The sequence below is a fragment of the Pseudomonas sp. FBCC-B1565 genome (assembly GCF_059133265.1).
In genome coordinates this window covers 3983701-4010332 of record NZ_CP101438.1, presented here as the reverse complement: position 1 = coordinate 4010332, position 26632 = coordinate 3983701, and the positions used below count along the sequence as shown (strand labels likewise).

The window sequence follows — 26632 nt, the reverse complement described above, 5'->3', positions numbered from 1 at the left end:
CGTGGCGTGCAAGCATTAATCGAGTCGGTAGGGTCACTTTCGGCGCAACAGAAGAAAGCGTTGGCGGTAATGCTCAAGCAGCAAGGCATCAACCTGTTTGAGATAGCCCCGGTTTTCAAGCGTCAGGACGGTGAGCCTCTTCGACTCTCTTATGCCCAGGAGCGGCAATGGTTTCTGTGGCAACTGGAGCCGCAGAGCACCGCTTATCACGTGCCCAGGGCCCTGCGCCTGAGCGGGCCCTTGGACGTGGCCGCATTGCAGCGCAGCTTTGACACGCTGATGATGCGTCATGAAAGCCTGCGCACGCATTTGCAGGAGGACGGCGACAGTGCCTTGCAGGTGATTGCCGAGCAGGCGCGGGTGCAGATCGCCGTGGTCGACGCCCGGGAGTCGCAGCTCAAGGACCTGGTGGAAGCGCAAATTGCCCAGCCGTTTGACTTGCAGCAAGGCCCGCTGTTGCGAGTCAAGCTGCTGCGCCTGGCGCCTGAGGAACATGTGCTGGTGCTGGTCCAGCATCACATCGTGTCTGATGGCTGGTCGATGCAGGTGATGGTCGACGAGCTGGTCCAGCTCTACGCGGCCCATGTGCAGGGCCAGGACCTGCAATTGCCGGCCTTGCCGATTCAATATGCCGACTATGCGCTGTGGCAACGCAGCTGGATGGAGGCGGGGGAACGTGAGCGCCAACTGGGCTACTGGACCGGCATGCTCGGTGGCGAGCAACCGGTACTGGAAATGCCGATGGACCGACCGCGACCGGCGGTGCAGAGCTACCGGGGTGCACGGCTCGACCTGACGCTCGAAGCGTCGCTGGTGGCGGGCCTCAAGCGCCTGGCGCAGCGCGAAGGCGTGACGGTGTTCATGTTGTTGCTGGCGTCGTTCCAGGCCGTGTTGCATCGCTACAGCGGCCAGGGTGATATCCGCATCGGCGTGCCGGTGGCCAACCGTAACCGGGTGGAAACCGAGCGCCTGATCGGCTTTTTCGTCAATACGCAGATTCTCAAGGCCGATATCGACGGCCAGATGACCTTCCATGAACTGCTGCAACAAACCCGCCAGCGCTCGGTAGAAGCCCAGGCGCATCAAGACTTGCCCTTTGAGCAACTGGTGGAAGCGCTGCAGCCGGAACGCAGCCTGAGCTACAACCCGTTGTTCCAGGTGATGTTCAACCACCAGACCGATACCCAGCGCAGCGGCGGCAGCGTCACCGGCCTGCACGTGCAGGGGCTGGAATGGGAGAGCAAGACCGCGCAGTTCGACCTCAACCTCGACACCCAGGAATCGGCTGAGGGCATCCAGGCGTCGTTGACCTACGCCACTGACCTGTTTGACGCGCCGGGCCTTGAGCGCTTGCTCGCGCACTGGCACCGTTTGTTGCAACAGGTGGTGCAGGATTGCAACGTCCGCGTCGGCGAGCTGCCGTTGCTGGACGATGCGCAATGGCAGCAACTGGTGCACACCTGGAACAACACGCATCAGGTGTTCCCCCAGGATGTCGGGGTGCACCGCCTGCTGGAAGCCCAGGCACAGGCCCGTCCGGACGCGACAGCGCTGGTCTGCAACGGCCAGTCTTTGAGCTACGCAGAACTGAACCTGCGCGCCAACCGCCTGGCCCATCGCCTGCGCGCGGCCGGTGTCGGCCCGGATGTGCTGGTGGCCGTGGCGCTGGAGCGTTCGGTGGACATGGTGCTGGCCTTGCTGGCCACGCTCAAGGCGGGCGGCGCCTATGTGCCGCTCGACCCGCAGTTTCCGGCCGACCGCCTGGCGTTCATGCTCGAAGACAGCCGCGCACGTGTGCTGTTGACCGCCGGTGACCTGCACGAGCGCCTGCCGCTGGCAGCCGATCAACAGGTGCTGTTCATCAGTGAACAGGAGGACGCCCGTTACAGCAGTGACAACCCGCAGGTCGCGCTGACCGATGAGCACCTGGCGTATGTGATCTACACCTCCGGCTCCACCGGCAAGCCCAAGGGTGTGATGGTGCGCCATGGCGCCCTGAGCAGCTTTACCCAGGGCATGGCCGACACGTTGAGCATCGACGCCAAGGCGCGGTTGCTGTCGTTGACCACCTTCTCCTTCGATATTTTCGCCCTTGAACTGTATGTCCCCCTGGCGGTGGGCGGCACGGTCGTGGTGGCGGACAAGCCTGTTTCCCAGGACCCCGAAGCCATCCTGAGCCTGCTGCATGAACAGGCGATCACGGTCGTGCAAGCCACGCCCTCGACCTGGCGCATGCTGCTCGACAGCGAGCGCCGCGCCGTGCTGCACGGGATCAAGTGCCTGTGCGGCGGCGAAGCGCTGCCGGCCGACCTGGCCGAGCGCATGCTGGCCCAGCAGGGCGCGGTGTGGAACCTGTACGGCCCGACGGAAACCACCATCTGGTCGGCGGCTCACTCACTGGTTGAGCCGTTGCCGTTTGTGGGTCGACCCATTGCCAACACATCGCTGTTTATCCTCAATGCCGAACTCGCTCCGACACCGGTCGGCGTCAGCGGGGAACTGCTGATCGGCGGTGTCGGCCTGGCCCGGGGTTATCACGGTCGTGCTGCGCTGACCGCCGAGCGCTTCGTACCCAACCCCTTTGCCCGCAACGGTGAGCGGCTGTACCGCACCGGCGACCTGGCGCGTTATCGCGTGGATGGTGTGGTCGAGTACATCGGCCGCGTCGACCATCAGGTCAAGGTGCGCGGGTTCCGTATCGAGTTGGGGGAAATTGAGGCGTGCCTGCGTGAGCAGAGCGCTGTCCGTGAAGCGGTGGTGGTGGCCGAGAATGACCAGCTCCTGGCGTATCTGGTGACGCACGCCGTGACATCGGAAACCGATCAGGGCACCCTGCGCGAGACGTTCAAGACCGCGCTGCGCGCGGTGTTGCCGGACTATATGGTGCCGGCGCATATGCTGTTCCTGGCGCGCCTGCCGTTGACGCCCAACGGCAAGCTGGACCGCAAGGCGCTGCCGAAGCCGGACGCCAGCCTGCTGCAAAAACGCTATGTGGCACCGGTCGGCGAGAAGGCGCAACAAGTGGCCGCGATCTGGGCCGAAGTGTTGGGGGTGCCACAGGTTGGCCTTGAAGATCATTTCTTCGAGCTGGGCGGTCACTCCTTGCTGGCGACACGTGTCGTGTCGCGGGTACGCCAGGCATTGGCGATCGACGTAGCGCTCAAGAGCCTGTTTGAACAACCGGTTTTGGGGGCGTTTGTACAGGCGCTGGGTGAAAAGGGCGCCGATGTTGCGCACATTAGCTTGGCTGACCGCGAACAACCCTTGCTGCTTTCCTATGCTCAAGAGCGCCAGTGGTTCCTCTGGCAGCTTGAACCGGACAGTGCGGCTTATCACATTCCGGCCGCGTTGCGCCTGGTGGGTGCGCTGGATCGCAACGCCCTGCAAAGGGCCTTCGATACTCTGGTGCAGCGCCATGAAACGCTGCGTACGGTGTTTTTTGCCGATACGCACCAGACTGTCCAGCGTGTGATCGAGCAAGTCGCGCCGGTCATCGACTATCAAGTGCTTGGCTCGACTGAGCCGGCCCGGTTGCAGGCGATGGTAGAAGACGAAATCGCCAGGCCATTCGACCTGCAGTCCGGGCCATTGCTGCGCATCAAGCTGCTGCAACTGAGCGAACGCGAGCATGTGTTGGTCATGGTGCAGCACCATATCGTCTCGGATGCCTGGTCGATGCAAGTGATGGTCGATGAGCTGGTGAGCTTGTATGCAGGCTACAGCCAGGGCCTTGAGCCCACCCTTGCACCGTTGCCGATTCAGTACGCCGACTATGCCCAGTGGCAGCGCAGCTGGATGGAGGCGGGTGAAAAGGAGCGCCAGCTGGCCTACTGGCGTGCGCGCCTGGGAGATGTGCAACCGGTGCTGGAGTTGCCGCTGGATCGGCCGCGTCCGGCCATGCAGAACTATCAGGGGGCACGCCTGGACCTGGTGCTGGAGTCGTCGGTGGTTGAGGGCTTGCGCGCCCTTGCACAGCGCGAAGGCGTGACGATGTTCATGCTGTTGCTCGCGTCCTTCCAGGCACTGTTGTACCGCTACACCGGCCAGTCGGACATCCGCGTTGGCGTGCCGATCGCCAACCGCAACCGTCTGGAAACCGAGCAGTTGATCGGCTTTTTCGTCAATACCCAGGTGCTCAAGGCCGAGATTGACGGGCACATGACCTTTGCCCAACTGCTGCAACAGGTCAAGGAACAGGCGCTGGGCGCGCAGGCCCACCAGGACCTGCCATTCGAGCAGTTGGTCGAAGCCTTGCAACCTGAGCGCAGCCTGAGCCACAACCCGTTGTTCCAGGTAATGTTCAACCACCAGTCGGCTGCGCAAGCCCATCGCGATGGTCAGCAACTACCTGGCCTGCGTGTGGAAGGGTTGACGTGGGACAGTCACACGGCGCATTTCGACCTGAGCCTGGACACCGAAGAGTCTGGTGAGGGGCTGCTGGCTTCGCTGACTTACGCCACCGCACTGTTCGACGCGAGCACCCTGCAGCGCTTCGCCGCCCATTGGCAGAACTTGCTCAAGCGTGTGGCGGGCAATGCCCAGCAGTGTGTCGCCGACTTGCCGATCCTGGGCAGAGATGAACAAGCGCAGATGCTGTACGCGTGGAACCCGCCGCAACCGTCGCGTGCCGCCCATGGCAGCGTGCTGCAAAAGTTCGAACAACAGGTGGCCAGCCAGCCCCAGGCTATCGCCTTGATCATGGATCAGCGGCGCATGACCTACGCCGACCTCAACCTGCGGGCCAACCGCTTGGCCCATGCACTGATCGAGCAGGGCGTGGGCGCCGACAGCCTGGTCGGCGTGGCCGTGGACCGTTCGCTGGAGATGATCGTTGCGCTGTTGGCGGTGCTCAAGGCCGGTGGCGCCTATGTCCCGCTGGACCCGCAATACCCCCAGGACCGCCTGCAATGCATGATCGAAGACAGCGGCCTGCAACTGTTGCTGACCCAGCAGCCGCTGCTGGAGCGCTTGCCGATCAGCCCTGGCCTGACGTTGATTTGCCTGGAAGAGGGTGCGGACTGGCTGGCCGAGTACCCGGGCAGCAATCCTGAGATACGGGCGTTCCCCGCGAACCTGGCGTACCTGATGTTCACCTCCGGCTCCACCGGGCGGCCCAAGGGCGTCGGTATCGATCAGGCCTCACTGGCACGGCATGTCGAGGTGTTTATCGAGCTGTTCGAACTGACTGCGGCTGACCGTGTGTTGCAGTTCGGTACGTTCAACTTCGACGGGTTTGTCGAACAGCTGTATCCGGCGCTGTGCTGCGGTGCCGCCGTGGTGGTGCGCGGCGGTGAGTTGTGGGACAGCGACACCTTCTATGCGCAACTGATCGAACATGACATTTCGGTGGTTGACCTGACCACCGCCTATTGGCACCTGATCGCTCGTGACTTTGCCGAGCGCGGTGTGCGCGATTACGGCCGCCTGCGCCAGGTGCATGCCGGTGGTGAGGCGATGCCACCGGAAGGGCTGGCCTCCTGGCGTGATGCCGGGCTGGGCCACGTGCGCCTGCTCAACACCTACGGCCCCACCGAAGCGACCGTCACGGTGACCGCTCTGGATTGCGCCGGTTACGTGGAGGGTCGCGAGACCGTTACGCAGATGATGCCGATTGGTCGCGTGCTGGACGGCCGTGCGATTTACCTGTTGGATGCCGGCCTGAACCCGGTGCCCGTGGGCGTGGCGGGTGAATTGGTGATCGGCGGGCCGCTGCTGGCACGGGGTTACTTCAACCGCGCCGCGCTGACCGCCGAACGGTTTATCCCCGACCCCTTCGACCCGCTCGGGGGAGGGCGTCTGTACCGTACCGGCGACCTGGCCCGTTACCGCGCCGATGGCGTGATCGAGTATATCGGTCGCATCGACCACCAGGTCAAGGTACGTGGCTTCCGTATCGAGCTGGGCGAGATCGAATCGCGCCTGCTGGCACAGGACGACGTGCGCGAAGCGTTGGTGATCGCTGCCGACCAGCAACTGATCGCCTACCTCGTCACCCCATTGACGGAAGCCGAGCAGCCTGGCTTGCGTGAGCGTATTCGTGGCGTGTTGCGCGATGAGCTACCGGACTACATGGTGCCGGCACATTTCATGTTTCTGGAGCGCCTGCCGCTGAGCCCCAACGGCAAGCTGGACCGGCATACCCTGCCACGCCCGGAAGCGGCTCAGGCGACAGAGGACTGGGTGGCCCCCATCAGTGCGCTGGAGCAGCAGGTCGCGGCGATCTGGGCAGATATTCTCGGCGCCGAGCGTATCGGTTTGAACGACCATTTCTTTGAACTCGGCGGGCATTCGTTGCTGGCCATGCAAGTGGCTTCACGCCTGCGGCATAACCTGGGGATCGAGTTACCCTTGCGTGTGCTGTTCGAACAACCGCGCCTGCAGGGGTTTGTGGCCGCGCTGCACACCGAGGGCAAGCGCGGCGGTTCGACGGCGCCGGCGTTGGTTCCCGCGTCTCGCGAGCTGCCGTTGGTGTTGTCCTACGCCCAGGAACGCCAGTGGTTCCTCTGGTTGCTCGACCCCGAGAGCACTGCCTACCACGTGCCCAGCGCTCTGCGCCTCAAGGGCCGTTTGGACCTGAACGCGCTGCAGCGCAGTTTCGATGCGTTGGTGGCGCGCCATGAAAGCCTGCGTACCCATCTGCATCAGGGCGATGAGCAGACCGTGCAGGTGATCCTGCCGCAGGCACGTGTCGAGATTGCATTGCGTCAGAGCGATGAAGCGCAGGTCAAGGCGCAGGTCGAAGCCGAGATCGCCCGGCCGTTCGACCTGCAAGCGGGGCCGCTGCTGCGGGCTACGCTGTTGCGCCTGAGCGACGACGAGCATGTATTGGTGCTGGTCCAGCACCATATCGTCTCGGACGGTTGGTCGATGCAGATCATGGTCGATGAACTGGTGCAACTGTACAGCGCCTACAGTCAGGGCCTGGAGGTGCAGTTGCCGGCCTTGCCGATCCAGTACGCTGATTACGCCCGTTGGCAGCGCGAGTGGATGGACGCCGGCGAGAAGGACCGGCAACTGGGCTACTGGCAGGCGTTGCTCGGTGGCGAGCAACCGGTGCTCGAACTGCCGTTCGACCACCAGCGCCCGGCTGAGCAAAGCCATCGCGGTGCGCGCCTGTTTGTAGAATTGCCGCCGGCCTTGGTCGCCGACCTCAAAGGCCTGGCACAGCGCGAAGGCGTGACGATGTTCATGCTGTTGCTGGCCTCGTTCCAGGCGTTGATGCATCGCTACAGCGGCCAGGAAGACGTGCGCGTGGGCGTGCCTATTGCCAACCGCAACCGAGTTGAAACCGAGCGGTTGCTGGGCTTTTTCGTCAATACCCAGGTGCTCAAGGCCGATATCGACGAGCAGACCTCAGTGCTGCAACTGTTGCAGCAGGCCCGCCGCCGTGCGCTGGAAGCCCAGGACCATCAGGATCTGCCGTTCGAGCAACTGGTGGAGGCACTGCAACCCGAGCGCAGCCTGAGCCTCAACCCGCTGTTCCAGGTGATGTTCAACCATCAAACCGAAGCACGTCTGGGCGCAACCGAGCATCAACTGTCCACCTTGCGTGTCGAAGGCATGGAATGGGCAAGCCAGACCGCGCACTTCGACCTGGACCTGGACGTGCATGAAGGCACTGACGGTATCTGGGCCACCCTGGGTTATGCCACCGATCTGTTCAATGCCTCCACCATCGAGCGCATGGCGCGGCATTGGCAGAACCTGCTGCAAGCGATGGTTGCCGACCAACAGCAACCCATCAGCCAACTGAACCTGTTGGGCGAGGACGAGCGACGGCACATCCTGCAGCTGTGGAACCAGACCGATGCCGGCTTCTCGGCCGAGCGCCTGGTGCACGAGCGAGTGGCCGACCGGGCCCGCGAAACCCCCGATGCCGTGGCAGTGAAGTTCGACGCACAGACCCTGACCTACGGCGAACTGGACAGCCAGGCCAACCGCCTGGCCCATGCGCTGATCGCCCGTGGCGTCGGCCCGGAAGTGCGCGTGGCGATTGCCATGCCGCGCAGTGCCGAAATCATGGTGGCGTTCCTTGCTGTGATGAAAGCCGGTGGCGTCTACGTGCCGCTGGATATCGAATACCCGCGAGATCGCCTGCTGTACATGATGCAGGACAGCCGTGCCCAGTTGCTGCTGACCCACACCAGCGCGTTGCAACAACTGCCTATTCCCGAGGGTCTGGACAGCCTGGCGATTGATCGCACCGAGGAATGGTCCGGTTACAGCGACACGGCGCCTGATGTGAAACTGGACGGCGACAACCTGGCCTACGTGATCTACACCTCCGGCTCCACCGGCCTGCCCAAGGGCGTGGCGGTATCCCACGGTCCGCTGGTGGCTCACATCATCGCCACCGGCGAGCGTTATGAAACCTCGCCCGCCGATTGCGAACTACACTTCATGTCGTTTGCCTTCGACGGCTCCCATGAAGGCTGGATGCACCCGTTGATCAACGGTGCCAGCGTGCTGATCCGCGATGACAGCCTGTGGCTGCCGGAATACACCTACCAGCAAATGCATCGCCACAACGTGACCATGGCGGTGTTCCCGCCGGTTTATCTGCAGCAGTTGGCCGAGCATGCCGAGCGTGACGGCAACCCGCCGAAGGTGCGCGTGTACTGCTTCGGTGGCGATGCCGTAGCCCAAGCCAGCTACGACCTGGCCTGGCGCGCACTCAAGCCGACCTATCTGTTCAACGGCTACGGCCCGACGGAAACGGTGGTCACGCCACTGCTGTGGAAAGCGCGCAAGGGCGACCCATGCGGCGCGGTCTACGCCCCGATTGGCACATTGCTGGGCAATCGCAATGGCTACGTGCTGGACTCGCAACTCAACCTGCAACCTATCGGCGTGGCTGGCGAGTTGTACCTGGGCGGCGAAGGCGTGGCCCGTGGGTATCTGGAACGTCCGGCACTGACCGCCGAACGCTTCGTGCCGGACCCGTTTGGCAAGCCTGGCAGCCGTGCCTACCGCAGCGGCGACCTGACCCGTGGCCGCCCGGATGGCGTGGTGGATTACCTGGGGCGCGTCGACCATCAGGTGAAGATCCGAGGCTTCCGTATCGAGCTGGGCGAAATCGAAGCGCGTCTGCGCGAACAGGACAACGTCGGTGAAACCGTCGTAGTCGCCCAGGACGGCCCGGCCGGCAAGCAGTTGGTAGCTTATGTGGTGCCCGCAGATGCCAGCCTGGCCAACGAAGCCGAGTTGCGCGAAACCTTGCGCCGCGCCTTGAAAACCCGTCTACCGGACTACATGGTGCCGGCGTACTTCATGTTCCTGGCGCAAATGCCGCTGACCCCTAACGGCAAGCTGGACCGCAAGGGCCTGCCGCAGCCGGACGCCAGCCTGTTGCAACAGGCCTACGTGGCACCGCAGAGCGAGTTGGAACAACAACTCGCGGCGATCTGGGCCGACGTGCTGCGCTTGCCGCAAGTGGGCCTGAACGATAACTTCTTCGAGCTGGGCGGTGATTCAATCATCTCAATCCAGGTGGTGAGCCGTGCGCGGCAGGCCGGAATCCGCTTTACGCCCAAGGACCTGTTCCAGCACCAGACCGTACAAAGCCTGGCCGGTGTGGCACGCCAGGGGGACGACGGGTTGACGATTGATCAGGCGGCCTTGAGTGGCGAAACGTTGCTGCTGCCGATCCAGCAGGCTTTCTTTGCCGATGAGATTGCCGAGCGTCACCACTGGAATCAGTCGGTGGTGCTCAAAGCCCATGAGCCCCTTGACGCTGGCATGCTTACCCAGGCCTTGCAGGCGCTGATCGTGCATCACGATGCGCTGCGTTCCCGGTTTGTCGAGGGCACGGACGGCTGGCAGGGTATGTATCGCGCCGCCGAGCACCACCAGGCCGATGCCGTGCTGTGGCAAAGCGTGCTGCACGATATCGAAGAGCTGGCTGTTTTGGGTGAGGAGGCGCAACGCAGCCTCGACCTCGACCAGGGCCCGTTGATGCGTGCGGTGCTGGTTCAATTGCACGATGGTACGCAACGCTTGCTGCTGGTTATCCACCACCTGGTGGTGGATGGCGTGTCATGGCGGATCCTCCTTGAGGACCTGCAAACGGCCTATCGCCAACTCGCCAGTGGCGCCAAGGTGGCGTTGCCCGCCAAGACCAGTTCGACCCGCGACTGGGCGCAGCGGCTTCAGCGATATGCCCAAGGCGACGCACTGACCCGGGAACTGGCATGGTGGCAAGCCCAATTGCACGGCGCCGAATCTGACCTGCCGGGCGCCAATCCGCAGGCGAGCTTGAGCAACCGGCATGCCGGCAGTGCGATCACGCACCTGGACGCCGCTCACACGCGCCGCCTGTTGCAGGATGCACCTGCCGCCTACCGCACCCAGATCAACGACCTGCTGCTGACGGCGCTGGCGCGGGTAATCGGGCGCTGGACCGGCCACGATTCCACCCTGATCCGCCTCGAAGGCCATGGCCGCGAAGACCTGTTCGAGGAGATCGACCTGACCCGCACGGTCGGCTGGTTCACCAGCATTTACCCGGTCAAACTCACGCCGGCTGCAACCCTGGCTGGCTCATTGAAGGGGATCAAGGAACAACTGCGCGCCATTCCCGACAAGGGCATCGGTTTTGGTGCTTTGCGCTACCTGGGCCAGCCCGAGGTACGCGATGCATTGGCAGACTTGCCGCAGCCGCGCATTACCTTCAACTACCTGGGCCAGTTCGATGCGAGTTTTGATAGCCCTGAACACGAGGGGCTGTTTGCGCCGTCCGGTGACGCTGCCGGCAACGATCAGAGCCCGGACGCATCGCTGGGCAACTGGTTGGAAATCAATGGCCAGGTGTACGGCGGCGAGCTGAACCTGAACTGGGGATTCAGCCAGCAGATGTTCGATCCCGCTTGCATCCAGCAGTTGGCCGATGACTACGCCGAAGAGCTCAAGGCGTTGATCAAGCACTGCTGCCAGCCCGGACAGGCCGGCGCCACGCCGTCGGACTTCCCGCTGGCGCGCTTGAACCAGGCGCAGTTGGATGGCTTGGGGTTGCCGTTGAACCAGGTCGAAGACCTTTACCCGCTGTCGCCGATGCAACAGGGCATGCTGTTCCAATCGCTGTTTGGCCAGGGCTCGGGCGACTACATCAACCAAATGCGCGTTGAGGTGCAAGGATTGGATGTGGCGCGTTTCCGCGCAGCCTGGCAGGTCGCGCTGGAGCACCACGATATCTTGCGGACCGGTTTCCTCTGGCAGACCGAGTTGGAGCAGCCGTTGCAAGTGGTGTACCGGACGGCGCAGGTGCCGTTTGTCGAGCACGATTGGCAGCAGCGCGCAGACAGTGGCGAGGCGCTTGACGCGTTGGCGCATACCCTGCGAGCCGATGGTTTTGTGCTGGAACAGGCGCCCTTGCTGAACCTGATGGTGGTCCGTACCGGTCCCGACAGCCACCATCTGATCTACACCAACCACCATATCCTGATGGATGGCTGGAGTGCCTCGCAGCTGTTCGGCGAGGTGCTGCAACAGTATGCCGGCGAGTCGGTGCGCGCACCCAGTGGGCGCTACCGGGATTACATCGGTTGGTTGCAGGCCCAGGACCCGTTCACCAGCGAGACCTTCTGGAAAGCCCAGTTGGCCGGTTTGCAGGAGCCCACGCGCCTTTCCCGTGGCATCACCCATGAGTCGGGTGTGCCCCAGGCCAATGGCGTTCATCACCTGACGCTGGAGCAGACGGCGACCGAACAGCTCAAGGCTTTCGCCCAGCGCCACAAGGTGACCCTCAATACGCTGGTGCAAAGCGCCTGGCTCTTGCTGTTGCAACGGCATACCGGCCTTGACACGGTCGCGTTCGGCGCCACGGTCGCGGGGCGTCCGGCCGAGTTGGCGGGTATCGAGCAGCAGGTCGGGTTGTTCATCAACACGCTACCGGTGGTGGCCACTCCAAGCCCGCAGTTGAGCGTCGACGCTTGGTTGCAGCAAGTGCAGGAACAAAACCTGCGCCTGCGTGAACAGGAGCACACGCCGCTGTTCGAGATCCAGCGTTGGGCCGGGCTTGGTGGCGAGGCGTTGTTCGACAGCATCCTGGTGTTCGAGAACTACCCGGTGTCCGAAGCGCTGGAGCAGGGCTCGCCGGCGGGCCTGCGGTTCGGTGCGATGGACAGCCTGGAACAGACCCACTATCCACTGACCGTGCTGCTGGCCATCGGTGACAGCCTGGCGGTGGAGTTCAACTACGCTCACGCCGCCTTCGACGCACAGGACATCGTGCACCTGGCGGAACATTTCCAGCAATTGCTGCAAGCCTTGACGCTGCCGCAGGTGGAGCGCCTGGCGGACTTGCCGTCGCTGCCCGCCGCACAGCGTCAACGGATCGTTGAGGACTGGAACGCAACGGCGCGTGAGTACCCGTTGCAGCGCGGCGTGCATCAGTTGATCGAAGAGCAGGTAGCCCTGACACCAGAAGCACCGGCTTTGGTGTTTGGTGCACAGCGCCTGAGCTACGCCGAACTGAACCGTCGGGCCAACCGCTTGGCGCATCGCCTGATCGAAGCTGGGGTAGGTCCGGACGTGCTGGTGGGCCTGGCGGTCGAGCGCTCCATTGAAATGGTGGTCGGCCTGCTCGCGGTGCTCAAGGCCGGTGGTGCCTATGTGCCGCTGGACCCTGAGTACCCGCGTGAACGCCTGGCCTACATGCTGGACGACAGTGGCGTGAAACTGCTGCTGACCCAGGCGCATTTGCGTGAACAGTTGCCGATTCCTCAGGGGCTGGAAACCCTGGTGCTGGGCGAGTCTGTATTCGAGCACTACAGCGACGCCAACCCAGGCATCACGCTGGACGGCGAAAACCTCGCCTACGTGATCTATACCTCGGGCTCCACCGGCCAACCCAAAGGCGCCGGCAACCGGCATTCAGCCCTGGCCAATCGCTTGCACTGGATGCAGGAAGCCTACGGCCTGGACGTCAGTGACACGGTGCTGCAAAAGACGCCGTTCAGCTTCGACGTATCGGTGTGGGAATTCTTCTGGCCTTTGATGACCGGTGCGCGCCTGGTGGTGGCAGCGCCGGGGGATCATCGGGATCCGGCCAGGCTGATCAACCTGATCAATCAGCAGCAGGTCACCACGCTGCACTTTGTGCCGTCGATGCTGCAGGCGTTCCTTCAGGACCCGGCGGTGTCCACCTGCCAAAGCCTGCAACGCATCGTGTGCAGCGGCGAGGCATTGCCGGTGGATGCCCAGCAGCAAGTCTTCGCCAAGCTGCCGCAAGCCGGGCTCTACAACCTGTACGGCCCAACTGAAGCGGCCATCGACGTGACCCACTGGACCTGCGTCGATGAAGGCCGTGACGCGGTACCGATCGGCAAACCCATTGCCAACCTGGGCTGCTACATCCTTGACAGCAACTTCGAACCGGTGCCGGTGGGTGTGTTGGGCGAGTTGTACCTCGGAGGGATCGGTCTGGCGCGTGGTTACCACCGCCGTCCGGCACTCACCGCCGAACGGTTTGTCGCCCATCCCTTCATCAAGGGGGAGCGCCTGTACCGCACCGGTGACCTGGCGCGCTACCGCGAAGACGGCGTGATCGAATACGCCGGGCGCATCGACCATCAGGTCAAACTGCGCGGCCTGCGCATCGAGCTGGGTGAAATCGAAGCGCGGCTGCTGGAGCATGCAGCGGTGCGTGAAGCGGCGGTATTGGCGGTAGACGGCCAATACCTGGTTGGCTACCTGGTCTTGCAGGAGCAGGATGCGCAGTGGCGTGAAACCCTCAGTGCCCACCTGGCCAGCCATTTGCCGGACTACATGGTGCCGGCACAATGGCTGTTGTTGGAGCAGATGCCCCTGAGCCCCAACGGTAAGCTGGACCGCAAGGCATTGCCTAAGCCGGACACTCAGTCGACCCAGCGTTTTGAGGCACCGCAGAATGAGCTCGAACAGAAAATCGCCGCGATCTGGACCGATGTACTTGGCGTAGAGCAAGTTGGGGTGAACGACAACTTCTTCGAGTTGGGTGGTCATTCGCTGTTGGTATTGATGCTCAAGGAGCGGATTCGCAAGGCCAGCAGCATCGACCTTTCTGTCAGCCAGTTGATGCTCAACCCGACCGTGCGTGCGCAAGTCGGTTGCCTGCAAGGGACGGCACGTCGTTCGCTGCTGGTCCCGCTCAACGGTCAGAACACGGGCACGCCTGTCTACCTGTTCCACCCCAGCTATGGTTCGGTGCATTGCTACAAGGCTTTGGCCCTGGCGTTGCGTGAGCAGCGGCCTGTGGTCGGTGTGATTTGTCGCGCATTGGCCGAGGAGGGTGCGCAAGTGCCGACCTGGGCCAGCATGGTCGAGGATTACATCACGCAGTTACTGGAAGCTCAGCCCGAAGGCGCCTTCCGCCTGGCCGGCTGGTCGCTGGGCGGCAACCTCGCGGTAGAGGTTGCGCATGGCCTGGAGCAGGCGGGCCGGAACGTGGAGTTCGTGGGTTGGATCGACTCGGCCCCCCCGCGTTGGCTCACTCAGTATTGGGATGCGGCCGTCATCACCGATGAGCGCGAGATCTCCGATAATGATCGGCGCGTGGCCTTGCTCGGTGTGATGTTCCCTGCGTTTGCAGAGGCGATCCATCGCACCTGGCAGGCTTTGCAAGTGGCCGACGACACGGCGGATCAGCAATGGGCAGGGTTCATCGAATGGGCTGAAACCACCTTGGGTGAAGCTTTCCGCGACATTCAGCAAACGCTGTTGGGTGGCAACGAGGCGCAGGTTTCCTGGGAGGTTGACCGCACCTTGTTCAAGCGTATGGAGCAGGCTGACTTCAAGCCACTCAAGGCGCCGGTGAGTTGCTGGTGGGCGGCCATGAGCCGTGCGGGCCAGCACAAGGCGTTGATCGAAGACAGTATGGCTCGGGTGCTCGGCCAGGCGGTGGTGCGGTCGGTGGAGATCGATGTGGACCACGAACGGATCATCGACAATGCCGAGTTCATACGCAGCTTTGTGATGGCCATGGAGTAACCGTCGCTTAATCCACAAGCCCCGGCTCATGGGTGTGAGCCGGGGCTTTTTTGTGGGGCAAAGGTGTGCACGGCAGAGGCACCGTACCGCCCATAAAAAAACACCCTGCGCAGGTGTTGCCTGCTCAGGGTGTCAGGGGGGGCCGGTGTAGGGTCAGAAGTCCCAGCGGGTCGAAAACATCACGTTGCGTGGGTCGCCGGCGTAGGACGAGGTGTAGAACCCGATGTTGGTGTAGTAGCGCTTGTCGAACACGTTATTGACGTTCACCGAGGCCGAGAGGTTTTTGGTGATCTGGTAGCGCGCCATTGCGTCAACCAGCCAGTACGGGTCTTGGGAGAAGCGCTGGGTCACTCTCTTGCCGCGGTTGTAGACGTCCTGCCAGGCCTCGCCCTGCCAGCGGGCGCCGCCGCCGAGGGTCAGTTTGTCGAGCGCGCCCGTCAGCTTGTAGCTGGTGTAGAAGTTCAGCTGGTCCTGAGGTTCCCAGGTGGAGAACTTCTTGCCGTCGTCATCGCGGATCACTTTGTGGGTGTAGCCCGCCTGCACTTGCCAGCCCGGCAGCAGTTCACCTGAGATCTCGGCTTCATAGCCCTTGGTTGTGGCCTGGACGCCCTTGTAGGCCCACTCGACAGGCGAGTTGGCCGGCATATTGTTGTTGTACTCAGTGTCTTCCTCGGCACGATTGGACTCATGGATCTCGAAGTAGGCCAGGCTGGCGTTCAAGCGGCCGTCGTAGAACTCACCTTTCAGGCCAATCTCGTAGTTCTCGCCTTCGTCTGGCTCGACCATCTTGTTGTTGCGGTCGGGCCGCAGTTGTTGCGGCATGAAGATCGAGGTATAGCTGCCGTACACCGAGAAATTTTTGTTCAGGTCATACACCACACCCGCATACGGGATGAGCTTGCCGGTTTCGCGCGAATCGTTGGTGCCGGTCAGGCGGTAGTCGGTCAGGCGTGAGCCGAGCAATACGGACAGATCATCGGTGATGCTCAGGCGGGTCGAGAAGTAGACGGCGGCCTGGCGGGTGATGTCGTCTTTTTCGTGGGCAGGGCCCCATTGTGGTTCAAGGCTGTCACCGTTCCATTCATAGAGCGGGAAATTGTTGCTGTCTCGATAGGTCGCTTCATAGCCGTAATAGTCGTTGCCTTCCCAGTGTGAACGCGACACCGAGGACCCGACGACCAACTGATGTTCGCGCCCAGCCAGGCTGAACGGCCCGGAGAGGTAGAAGTCACCGTTGTTGCTGATGGTCTTGCCGGTGAACTTGGAACCATAGACTGCAGTTCTGTCGGTAGTGCCCGAGATCGGCGACGCATAACCCAATGGCGCGTTGTACCCATTGAGCTGGTTGCTGTAGTTGGCCTTGGCGATCCAGCCATTATCCAGGGCGTGTTCCAGGGTGGCGAATACACTGCGGCTGTATTGCCCCCAGCTGCTCCACTTCGGCCCGTTGTTGTAGCCACGGTCGAACTTGATTTCATTGCCTACACCATCGAAAAGCGAGCGGCTGCCCGACCAGCTCGATCCTTTGGGATCGTTGTTCTGGTAATCGGCGCCAACGGTCAGCAGGGTGTCCGGGGAAAGGTCGAATTCGAGGATGCCGTAGTAGACATTGGTCTTGCGTTCGTAGTGGTCAATGAACGAATGCTTGTCCTGGTACGCCACAACGGCGCGCCCGCGGACATTGCCGCTATCGGTCAGCGGGCCACTCACGTCCAGTTCAGAGCGGTAGTTGTCCCATGAACCCGCGCCCAGGCCTACGTGGCCCTGGAATTCGGCGGTCGGCTTCTTGCGCACCAGGTTGATGGTGCCGCCAGGGCCGCCGGCGCCGGTCATCAGGCCGGTGGTGCCCTTGAGGATTTCGACGCGATCGTAGATAGCCATGTCGCTGAGGGTCTGGCCAGCCGAGTAACCCTCATTGCGCGTAGTGGGTACGCCGTCATACTGGAAATTCTGGATCGGGAAGCCGCGGGAATAGTAGTTGGTTCGTTCGCTGTCGAAGGTCGAGACAGTGATGCCTGGCGTGTGGCGCATCACGTCGTCAATACCGTTCAGGCCGAAGTCGTCCATGGTCTGGCGGGTGACGACGGAAATCGACTGCGGAGTCTCACGCGGCGTCAGCACCATCTTCGTAGCGGTCGCGATGGTACCTGGCGTGTAGGAACCGGTGCCTTCGGTAATGGTGCCCAACTGGTTGGCATTGATCTGGGTAGCGCCCAGCTCCAAGGCGCCGGTGCCGGAGGCGGGTGCGTTGATGATCATCGAGCTGCCCTGCAGGCTGTAGCTCACGCCAGTACCGGCCAGCAGGCGTTCGATGGCCTGCACCGGATCCATCTTGCCGCTGACGGCGGTGCTGTGTTTGTCTTTGACGGTGTCCGGGCTATACAGGAGCTGCAGGTTGGTTTGTTGACCGAATACCTGCAACGCTGTACTCAAAGGTTGCGCCGGGATGTTCAATTCGAACTCTTGCGCCTGAACATAGCCCGCCACTGGCAGGCTGACCGCAAGGGCCAGGGCACTGGGGAGAACGTTTAATTTCAAAGCCCGTCGCATGGAGACTGCGGTGCTCAACGGGCTGAGGGCAAGCCGTACTGGCATGGATTGTTTCTCTTTTTAGATGTTAGCAGATAGGTACTTAATGCGGTTAATTCTCATTGCTGCATATGAGACGTTCGCACTCGCATAAACCGGAAAAATTTATGCGGGCTCCAGTTCTGCAACGACTTTTCCGGCACTCAAACGCACCAACTGGTCGGCAATATCGAAATAGCGGTCGTCATGACTGATCACGATGATCGTCTTGCCCAGGCGCTTGAGGTCCGGCAGCAGTTCCGTGTAGAAGATGCGGCGGAAGGCCGGGTCCTGGTCGGCGGCCCATTCGTCGAACACCAGTACCGGGCGCTCTTCCAGCCAGGCGTTGACCAGGGCCAGGCGCTTGCGCTGCCCGGTGGAGAGGTCGGTGGTGCTGAACACGCCGTCCTTGACGCTGACCTTGTGCGCGATTTCCAGGCGTTCCAGGTACTTGGCGGCGCTGTCCAGCGACTGCGTGGCACTGCCCTGTACCAGGTCATCGAACAGGTAGTAGTCGGCGAATACCGTGGTGAATAGCTGACGGTAGTCGTCGCGCGCCGGGTCGGTCACGGTTTCGCCGTTGAGGCGGATTTCTCCGGCGTGGGGTTGATACAAACCGAGCAACAGCTTGATCAGGGTGGTCTTGCCGCAGCCGTTCTCGCCGACAATGAACACGATATCGCCCTGCTGGATGCTCAGGTTGATCGGCCCCAGGTGGAACGGCTGGCTGCCTTCCACCGGCGGCGGGCTGTAGGTCACGCCGCGCAATTCCAGGCTGTTGACCACCGGCGTGGGGGCTTCGCTGCCATCCATGAGCAAGTGCGGCTCGGGTGACGAGAAGCGGTCGGACAGCTCGGTGATGCGCGCAAAGGCAATCCGCGCCTTGCCGATGATCGGCAAGTAGCCAACCACATGCTCCAGCGGGCCTTTCATGTACAGCAGCACCAGCACGAAGCCGGTGATCACTGCGGGGTCCGGGTTCGGGTTATAGGCCTGCATCGCCAGGGCCAGGCCGATGACCACGAAGAACAGCATCGAGCCGAAGGTCTTGGCGACGATATAGATGTTCACCGAACGCACCTGGATATCGCTGATGCGGTCGGCGGTTTCCTGGATGCGGTGGGTGTTCATGCGGTAGCGACGTGGGCGGTGGATGCGCAGCTCCTTGGCACCGGAAGCAATCGCGGAGTAGTAGCGTTGCAATTCGTCTTCCTGGTCGCGGGCTTCGTCGAAGCCACGGATGCCCTTGTGCCCGGCGATGAATTGCACGCTGCTGCCAATCACGATGGCAACGATCATCATCAGGAACATCGGCACCGACAGGTACGCCAGGTAGCCAAGGCAACCCAGGGTCACGGTAGTCGCGATGGCCAGCGGCGTGAACGCAAAGGAAAAATCACTGATGGTGTCGACGTCATGGGTCAGCACCGGGATCAGGCGGTGAGAGCGAAATTGCTCGATCTGCTCGATGGGCGCCGAAAGCACCTTCTCACCCAGTTCCTTGCGCAGTGCCGCAATGATGCGTTGGCCCACATAGTTGGTGCCGATATCGGAGACGATCGAGCTGGTGAGTGCCAGCACACACAACGCCGCAAACGTCAGAATCACCCCCTGCGTCATCCCGGTGGACGAGTGCAAGGCGTTGTTGATGGTCGCCAGCAACAGCGTGATGGCCAGGCCGCCGGCCATGCCCAGGGCGACGGAGACGGTCACGATGGTGCGAAAGGGCCTGAGCAATGCGAGCAAACCTTTGAAGGCGCCGCGCTTGGGGTCGGTCATAAATACTTCCCGGAAAGTGAAAAAAGAGGGGGCTGGGCACACAGACCCTTACCCATGACAAACGAAGGATTGGCGTGACTATTTAGCGCGGCGTGCCCGGCGGTGGCGGGGATGGATAAATTAGGCGGGGCCTGGTTCGTTCTTGTGGAGTAGCCGCACGCGTTTTGGCGCGTGCCTGATTTATCCAGCGAGAGCGAAACAATGACGAAAAGGAATCTGGTGTACGTGTGGTCACTGCGCAATGCCGCCGCCGACAAGGCAGGACAGCCAGTGGCCTACAAGGACCACGAGCGCTACATGATGTCGGTGCTGGAATCCCTGGCAGGGGCCCTGAACGACACGCCGCTGGGCGAGGCTTACAACCTGGTGGGCGTGGTATATGACGATGACGAGCAGAACCCGCGCGACCAGCAACTGGTCCGCGACTACGGCTTCGCCTACCAGCCGGGCAGCCAATGGCTGTACCCGGCCGACCTGCGCGTGCAGGGGCGCCTGGTCAATGACTTGCTGCTGAGCGTGCCGTCCACCTATCGGCGCCTGCCACGGGGCAGCGCGGAACACATCGCCGGCAAGCAGGACTTCGAACGTCGCCTGCACGACACGCTGGTGGAATTGAAGGCGGACATCGTGGTGCTCGACGGCCTGCTGGTGATCCTCGATGAGCTGGTGCGCCCTGGTGCGCCGTTTGCCGGCCGCATCATGAACATCCACCCCGGTATTACCCGCATCGAATCGCCGTACGAGCGCCGTGGCGCCTATGCCACCTGGAACGCGCTGTACGGTGCGCGGGGGCTGACGGTCACGGATTGGGCGACCAAGGCCACCACGCCATCCGAGCCGCTGTACCTCACCGGTGCCTCGTTTCACTACGTGGACAACGGCATTGATTCCGGTGAAGTGTTCCACGACGTGCTCAAGACAGAGATCGCGCCGGACGACACCATCCTTGAGTTGCGCTGGAACAACTTCAACAACAGCCTGTTCCCGGCGTTGCATGAAGGGCTGGCGTTGTTGGCCCGGAAGGCAATCTAAAGCAGGCACGGTTGAACATGTGGGAGGGGGCTTGCCCCCGATGGCGGCAGTGACTGATACACCGCCATCGGGGGCAAGCCCCCTCCCACAAATGGATCTCCAGTGTCCTTAGAGGTCGCGCACGACGCGAAACCCCATCCAATCCGCGCATATCGCGCATGCTGAAGGCAAGGCAATCTAAAGCAGGCACGGTTAAACATGTGGGAGGGGGCTTGTCCCCGATAGCGGTAGTGACTGATACACCGCCATCGGGGGCAAGCCCCCTCCCACAAATGGATTTCCAGTGTTCCTGGAGGTCGCGCATGACGCGAAACCCCATCCAACCCGCGCACATCGCGCATGCTGAAGGCAAGGGAATCTAAAGCAGGCACGGTTGAACATGTGGGAGGGGGCTTGCCCCCGATGGCGGCAGTGACTGATACACCGCCATCGGGGGCAAGCCCCCTCCCACAAATGGATCTCCAGTGTCCTTAGAGGTCGCGCACGACGCGAAACCCCATCCAATCCGCGCATATCGCGCATGCTGAAGGCAAGGCAATCTAAAGCAGGCACGGTTAAACATGTGGGAGGGGGCTTGCCCCCGATGGCGGCAGTGACTGATACACCGCCATCGGGGGGCAAGCCCCCTCCCACAAATGGATTTCCAGTGTTCCTGGAGGTCGCGCATGACGCGAAACCCCATCCAACCCGCGCACATCGCGCATGCTGAAGGCAAGGCAATCTAAAGCAGGCACGGTTAAACATGTGGGAGGGGGCTTGCCCCCGATGGCGGGAGTGACTGATACACCGCCATCGGGGGCAAGCCCCCTCCCACAAATGGATTTCCAGTGCGGTTAGAGGTCGCGTACGACGCGGAACCCAATCCAATCCCCCCGCGTCTGCGGGTAGATGTTGTTGCGGTTGCCCGAGCGTGAAAACACCGGTGCCTCGCCCCAATCATTGCCGCGAATCATGTAGCCCTCGCAGTTCGGCTCCATCCACGCACTGCCATCGGTGGGCGCGCCGATGTAGTTGGGGTGTTCGCAGTCGGCCACGCGCTCGTAGACGTTGCCATGCATGTCGTACATGCCGAAGGCATTCGGCGGGTAGCTGCCCACAGGCGATGAGTAGCTGTAGCCATCGGCCGGGCCATAGGTGTTGGCGTGCTTGGCGATGCTGTAGTCCTTGCCCTCGTCGAACGGGAAGGGGAACGGCCCGGTGGAGCCGGCGCGCGCGGCGTATTCACGCTGGGCTTCGCTGACCATGTGGTACTGCTGGCCGGTTTTCTTCGATAGCCAGGCGACGTACTGCTTGATGTCGTCCATGTCCATGCACACCGCCGGCTGGCGCGGGCCCTGGGGGTAGCGTGGCTTGCTGGCGATGCATTCACGGCCGGGACGGGTGTCGCCGTCGGCGATCTTCACGCCGGTCTGGCGGATGTAGCTGTCCCATTCACCGGAGGTGATATGGAAACGGCTCATGGCGAACGGCTTGGCGAAGGTCACCTCGTGCATCGGGCCTTCATCCGGCTCGCGGCCGACTTCATCCTCGGGGGTGCCCATGGTGAAGGTGCCAGCCGGCAGCACCACCATTTCCGGGCAGTCTTTGCAGTCCTTGAATACTTTGCCGGGTTGCGGCGTGGCGGCCTGGGCCAGGTTGGGCAGCAAGGCGCCGCACAGGGCGGTGAGTGCCAATGCCGTGAGGGGGTTGTTCATGGGGTCCTCTCATTCAAAGTGGAAAAGCGGTGCATTACACCCGTTGGTCCAGCAGCGTCATGAAACGCTGGATCTCATCGGAGGAATTAAGCAGGCCGGGCGAAGTGCGGATCACCGGGCCGACATCACGGTCCACTGCGTCGATCACCACGCGGTTTTTCATCATGTAGTCGGCCATGGCATCGCTGTCCTGGCCTTTGACCCGGAAGAAGGTGAAGCCGGCCGACAGTTCGGGGCTGCGCGGGGTGACCAACTCGATACGCGGGTGCGCCAGCAGGTGGTCTTTCAGTTCGCTGTTCAGGGCGTGGATGCGCGTCTGCACCTGCGCCTTGCCCAGTTGCAGATGCAGCTTGAATGCCTCATCCGCCGCCCAGCGATGCTCGAAGGCGTGATAGCCGCCCGGGGTCATGGTGGTGGCGAAGTCCTTGTCTTCGGAGAAGGTCGGCACCATCGGCGTCACGTACTGGTTTTGCGGGTCGCGGGCACACACCAGCCCGGTGCCCCGTGGGCCGAACATCCACTTGTGGGTGCCGGCGATGAAAAAGTCGCAGCGCATGTCCGGGAAGTCGAGGTTTTCCACGCCGAAACCGTGCACACCGTCCACCACATAGAGGATGCGGTCCCTGTCGTCGCGGTTGCGGTTGTGTTCTTCCACCAGCTTGCCGATCTCGCCGATGGGCAGTTTCACGCCGCTGCCGGACTGTACCCAGGTCATGCCGAGTACACGGGTGTTGGGGCGGATATTGCGCTGGATATTGCCTAGCACTTCGTCCACGGACACCTGGTTGGCGTTTTTGAACAGGCTGATCTTGCGGACCTGGGTCTGCTCCTTGCGCACCCGGAAGTCCAGGCTGAACTCGGTAGCGTAGTGTTCGTGGACGGTGGTGAGGATCTCCTGGTCAGGCCGCACCTTGATCCCGCCATAAATCATCGCCAGCCCTTCGGAGGTGCTGCCGGTGAGGGCGATCTGCGCCGGCGTGGCCTTCAGGTAGTGACCGGCCCATTCGCGCACCTGGCCTTCACGTTTCCAGGTTTCCTGCAGGCCCCAGTCCATGGCCAGGCCCGGGTTGCGGTCGATCTGCGCGCGGTAGCGCTCGATGGCTTCGCGCACCGGCTTGGGGTGCGTGGCCACCAGGAAGTTGGAAAAATGCAGGTAGTCCGGGTCCTGGTTGAACAGTTGCTTGAACCCCGTCCATGGGTCATTCGATGCAGGGGCGGCGATAGCCTGGGGCAGCAGGGCGGCGCCCAGTGGCAGGCTGGCGGCAAATACCCCGGCCTGCTTGAGGAACGTACGGCGGTCGGTCATGGACTGGCTTCTGGATGATTAACGGTTGGCCAACGGCTTGGCGGATTTTTGTACCTGGTCCCACACCCGCAGGAAGTTGCCGCCCCACAGTTTGGCGATATCGGCTTCGGAGTAGCCGCGCTGGATCAGTTCGGCGGTGACGTTGCGGATTTCGCCGACGTTGTTCCAGCCCTGCACGCCGCCGCCATCGTTGAAGTCCGAGGCGAGGCCGACATGGTCGATGCCGATCTTGCGCACGGTGTAGTCGATGGCGTCCCCCAGGTCCTTGAGGGTGGCCTTGGGTTCTTCATCGAGGATGCCGTACAGCGCGCTGGCGTACTCGCCGAACTTGTGTTCCGGCCAGGCGGCGATGATCGCGTCGCCCGGCATCAAGGCCACGGCCAGGTTGGGCAGGGGCGGCAGGTCGAACCGTGCGCGCAGGGCATTGAGCTTGTCCCGGGTCGGCTGGCTCAACGGGCGCAGGTAGGCGGAGAAGCCCACGATCTGCACCACGCCGCCGCTCTGCTTGATCAGTTGCAGCTCTTTGTCGCTCAGGTTGCGCGGGATATCCACCGACGCACGCGGCGCCGAGTGGGAGGCGACCATCGGTGTGCGGCTCAACTGCGCCACCTGCTCCAGGGCCTTGGTCGACATCTGCGATACATCGATGATCACTCCCAGGTCATTGAGGCGGTGCACCGCTTGCTTGCCGATGTCCGACAAACCGTCGAGGGCGTCGGTGGAGTCATTGAAAAACGGCAGCGGGCGCGACGAGTCCGACCAGGCGTTGTTGCCCACATAGCTGAAGCCGAACATGCGCATGCCCCGCGCCGCCCACAGGTCCAGCAGGTTCAGGTCGTTGCCCAGCGGGTAGGCGTTGAGCATGCTGATAAAGATCGCGAATTTGCCTTCGCCATGCAGACGTCGGAAATCATCCGGGGTGTAGGCGATGGCGACCTGGTTGGGGTAGTCGCGCACCATGCCGCTGATGATCTTGTAGCGCACTTCCTGTTCGTTGCGCGCGGCTTCGACAAAACCGTCGGTGGGCTTGTGCGGGGCATTGGGGCCGTTCCAGATTTCCGGCCAGCCGAAAATCGTCAGCGCCGCACCGGACAAGCGCCCGCGTGCCGCTTTGGCCAGGTCAAACTGGCCGCTGCCGTCCCTGTCCGCCTCGTTGCCTGCGGTGCCGAAATCGATGGGTACGGTGATATGACTGTCGAACGACAACAGCCGGTCCTGCATTTCATTGGCCTGCTTGATCACCTCCAACGGGTAACCGGCATTGCCCTTGAACCAGTGATCCCAGGCCAGGAAACCGGCCCCGGCGCCGATGGCCAGTGCCAACGGCAAGCCGATATACAGCGCCTTTTTCGAACGTGGTTTTGTCATTGCCATCTCAGTCAGTTGAGGCCTTCGCTATCAGGGAAGAACGAGTGATAGGTGGGGAAATTTAGGCGGGCAGGGCGCGCCGGTAAATTTCCCCGGCGTGCAAACGTTCTAGCTCTGATAAAGCCGTTTCCTAAGGTAGACAATGACCATCTCTCGACGTGGGTTCATCGCAGGCCTGGCGCTGACAGGCGCCGCTGTGCCGGCCGCCTTCTATGCCCATCGCGAGTTGACGCGTGAAGAAGAATTGCCCATCACCCCCGGCGAAGCCACGGTAGACCTGGCCGATACCGCCGGCCAGCACCTAGCGAACACGCTGCGTGGGGTGTGGAGCCTGCGCCTGGAAGGCCGCGACGCCGGCCTCAAGGGCCTGCCGTTGGAAGGTCTGGAGTTGCTGCTCGACATCGCCCCGCGTGGACGTGGCTTGAGGGGGTACCTGGACACCGCTGCCAACCTGCGCGCCAGGGGCGAGCCACGTTACCGCGTGCTGGGTGACCTGCTGACAGGGGAGAGCGCCGTGCTCTATTGGCGCCTGATCGACCGCGACGCGATTGACGGCGTCCCCGCCTATGAGTTCAAGATGACCCTTGACCAGGTCTGGGCGGATTTTGCCAATGCCGGCAGCAGCACACTCAGCGGTCAGATCCTTGACCTCGACCGGCCCTTGGCGCTGGTCGAGCGTGATAACCGCTTTATCGCGCATAAACAGTGGTTCCCCGAGGCCCGGCAACGCATCGGTCTGAACCCGACCCTGCTGGCCTGGCTGATTTCCCCCGAACACCGTCTGTTCCACCAACTGTGGCATGCCACCCGTGACCAGTGGCACAAACTCTCCGAAGAAAAGCGCGACGCCCTGCGCGGCATCGGCTGGCAACCCGGCCCGCGTGGCCATGAGCGCGACGCCCGGGGCAAGCGCAAGGACCGCAACGGCTCGGGTATCGACTTCTTCTTCATGCACCGCCACATGCTCGGCACCGCGCGCTCCATGCAGGACCTGCCTTCATGGCCGCAATTCCCCGAGCCGCAACCGGCCTTGGAGCGCGATCGCCTGGGCTTTCTGCGCTACTTCGACAACCACGACGGCTTTGCGCTGCCGCCCACCTGGTGGGCGCCGGATGACAGCGACTACACCCAGTGGGTCAGCGACATCAAGGCCGCCGAGACCTATCACAGCAATTTCCAGGTGTGGGAGTCGCAGTACCGCGACCCGCGCTACCTGGCCAGATTCACCCTGGGGCAGCTCGGTTCCGAAATGGAGCTGGGCCTGCACGACTGGCTGCACATGCGCTGGGCCTCGGTGCCCCGCGACCCGTCCAACGGCGCACCGGTGCCCATGGCCCGCGACCCCTCCGACTTCGCCCCGCGCTGGTACGCGGCGGAAAACGACTTCCTCGGCGACCCGTTTTCCTCCCACGTCAACCCGGTGTTCTGGCACTTCCACGGCTGGATCGACGACCGCATCGAAGACTGGTTTCGCGCCCATGAGCGCTTCAATCCGGGCGAAGTCCGCCGCATGGAGGTCAACGGCGTAGCCTGGTTCGCGCCGGGCCGCTGGGTGGAAGTCGGCGACCCCTGGCTGGGGCCGGATACCCACGGCTGCAGCACCACCCCAGGGTTGCAGATGGGCCGGTCGATGGAGATGGACCCGGAGACCATGAAGCTGGCGCTGCGCATCACCTTCGGTGAAGACGAAAACAGGCTGCAGGGGCTGTTCAAGCGGGTGCCGAGACGACCGTGGTACGCCCGGCACCTGAAACTTGCCTGAACCTGTAGTGAGCAGGCTTGCCCCGCGCTGGGCTGCGCAGCAGCCCCATCAAAGCCGGTGTGTTCTTTCAGGTAAAACGAGGTGGCCGGATTAGGGCCGCTTCGCAGCCCAGCGCGGGGCAAGCCCGCTCACTACAACAGACCCGCCCACCACGGGAAT

Annotated in this window: 8 protein-coding genes; 3 read left to right on the top strand and 5 right to left on the bottom strand. The window is 62.7% G+C overall.

Features of this window, described 5'->3' with window-relative positions; all coding sequences use genetic code 11:
• The first annotated feature begins 6 nt into the window (after positions 1–6).
• Entirely contained in the window at positions 7–14964 is a 14958-nt protein-coding gene (locus NL123_RS18525) for a non-ribosomal peptide synthase/polyketide synthase (RefSeq protein WP_494356025.1), read from the top strand.
• 153 nt (positions 14965–15117) lie between these two features.
• On the opposite strand, the gene NL123_RS18520 is transcribed toward NL123_RS18525, so the two are convergent.
• The gene (locus tag NL123_RS18520; protein WP_494356024.1) at positions 15118–17559 is read right to left on the bottom strand and encodes a TonB-dependent siderophore receptor; all 2442 of its coding nucleotides are present in this window, start codon (positions 17557–17559) and stop codon (positions 15118–15120) included.
• A 99-nt stretch (positions 17560–17658) separates the two neighbouring features.
• Entirely contained in the window at positions 17659–19311 is a 1653-nt protein-coding gene (locus NL123_RS18515) for a cyclic peptide export ABC transporter (RefSeq protein ID WP_248487943.1), read from the bottom strand.
• Positions 19312–19512: 201 nt separating this feature from the next.
• Here NL123_RS18515 and NL123_RS18510 point away from each other — a divergent pair, with 201 nt between their 5' ends.
• A complete protein-coding gene (locus NL123_RS18510) occupies positions 19513–20343 on the top strand; it encodes a formyl transferase (RefSeq protein ID WP_248487944.1) in 831 nt (276 codons plus the stop codon).
• An 833-nt stretch (positions 20344–21176) separates the two neighbouring features.
• Here NL123_RS18510 and pvdO read toward each other — a convergent pair.
• From pvdO to pvdM, 3 genes are read right to left on the bottom strand one after another with little or no spacing between them, the layout of a single operon-like run.
• Entirely contained in the window at positions 21177–22037 is an 861-nt protein-coding gene (pvdO, locus tag NL123_RS18505; protein ID WP_494356023.1) for a dihydropyoverdine dehydrogenase, read from the bottom strand.
• Between the two features lie 34 nt (positions 22038–22071).
• Positions 22072–23343: a pyoverdine-tailoring periplasmic protein PvdN gene (gene pvdN / locus NL123_RS18500; RefSeq protein ID WP_494356022.1), complete on the bottom strand. Its 1272-nt coding sequence runs from the start codon at positions 23341–23343 to the stop codon at positions 22072–22074.
• A gap of 18 nt (positions 23344–23361) precedes the next feature.
• Positions 23362–24711, bottom strand: coding sequence for a pyoverdine-tailoring dipeptidase-like protein PvdM (gene pvdM / locus NL123_RS18495; protein WP_494356021.1), 1350 nt, complete (start codon positions 24709–24711; stop codon positions 23362–23364).
• Between the two features lie 142 nt (positions 24712–24853).
• On the opposite strand from pvdM, the gene pvdP reads away from it, so the two are divergent.
• Positions 24854–26473, top strand: coding sequence for a pyoverdine maturation tyrosinase PvdP (gene pvdP / locus NL123_RS18490; RefSeq protein WP_494356020.1), 1620 nt, complete (start codon positions 24854–24856; stop codon positions 26471–26473).
• Positions 26474–26632: the final 159 nt, after the last annotated feature.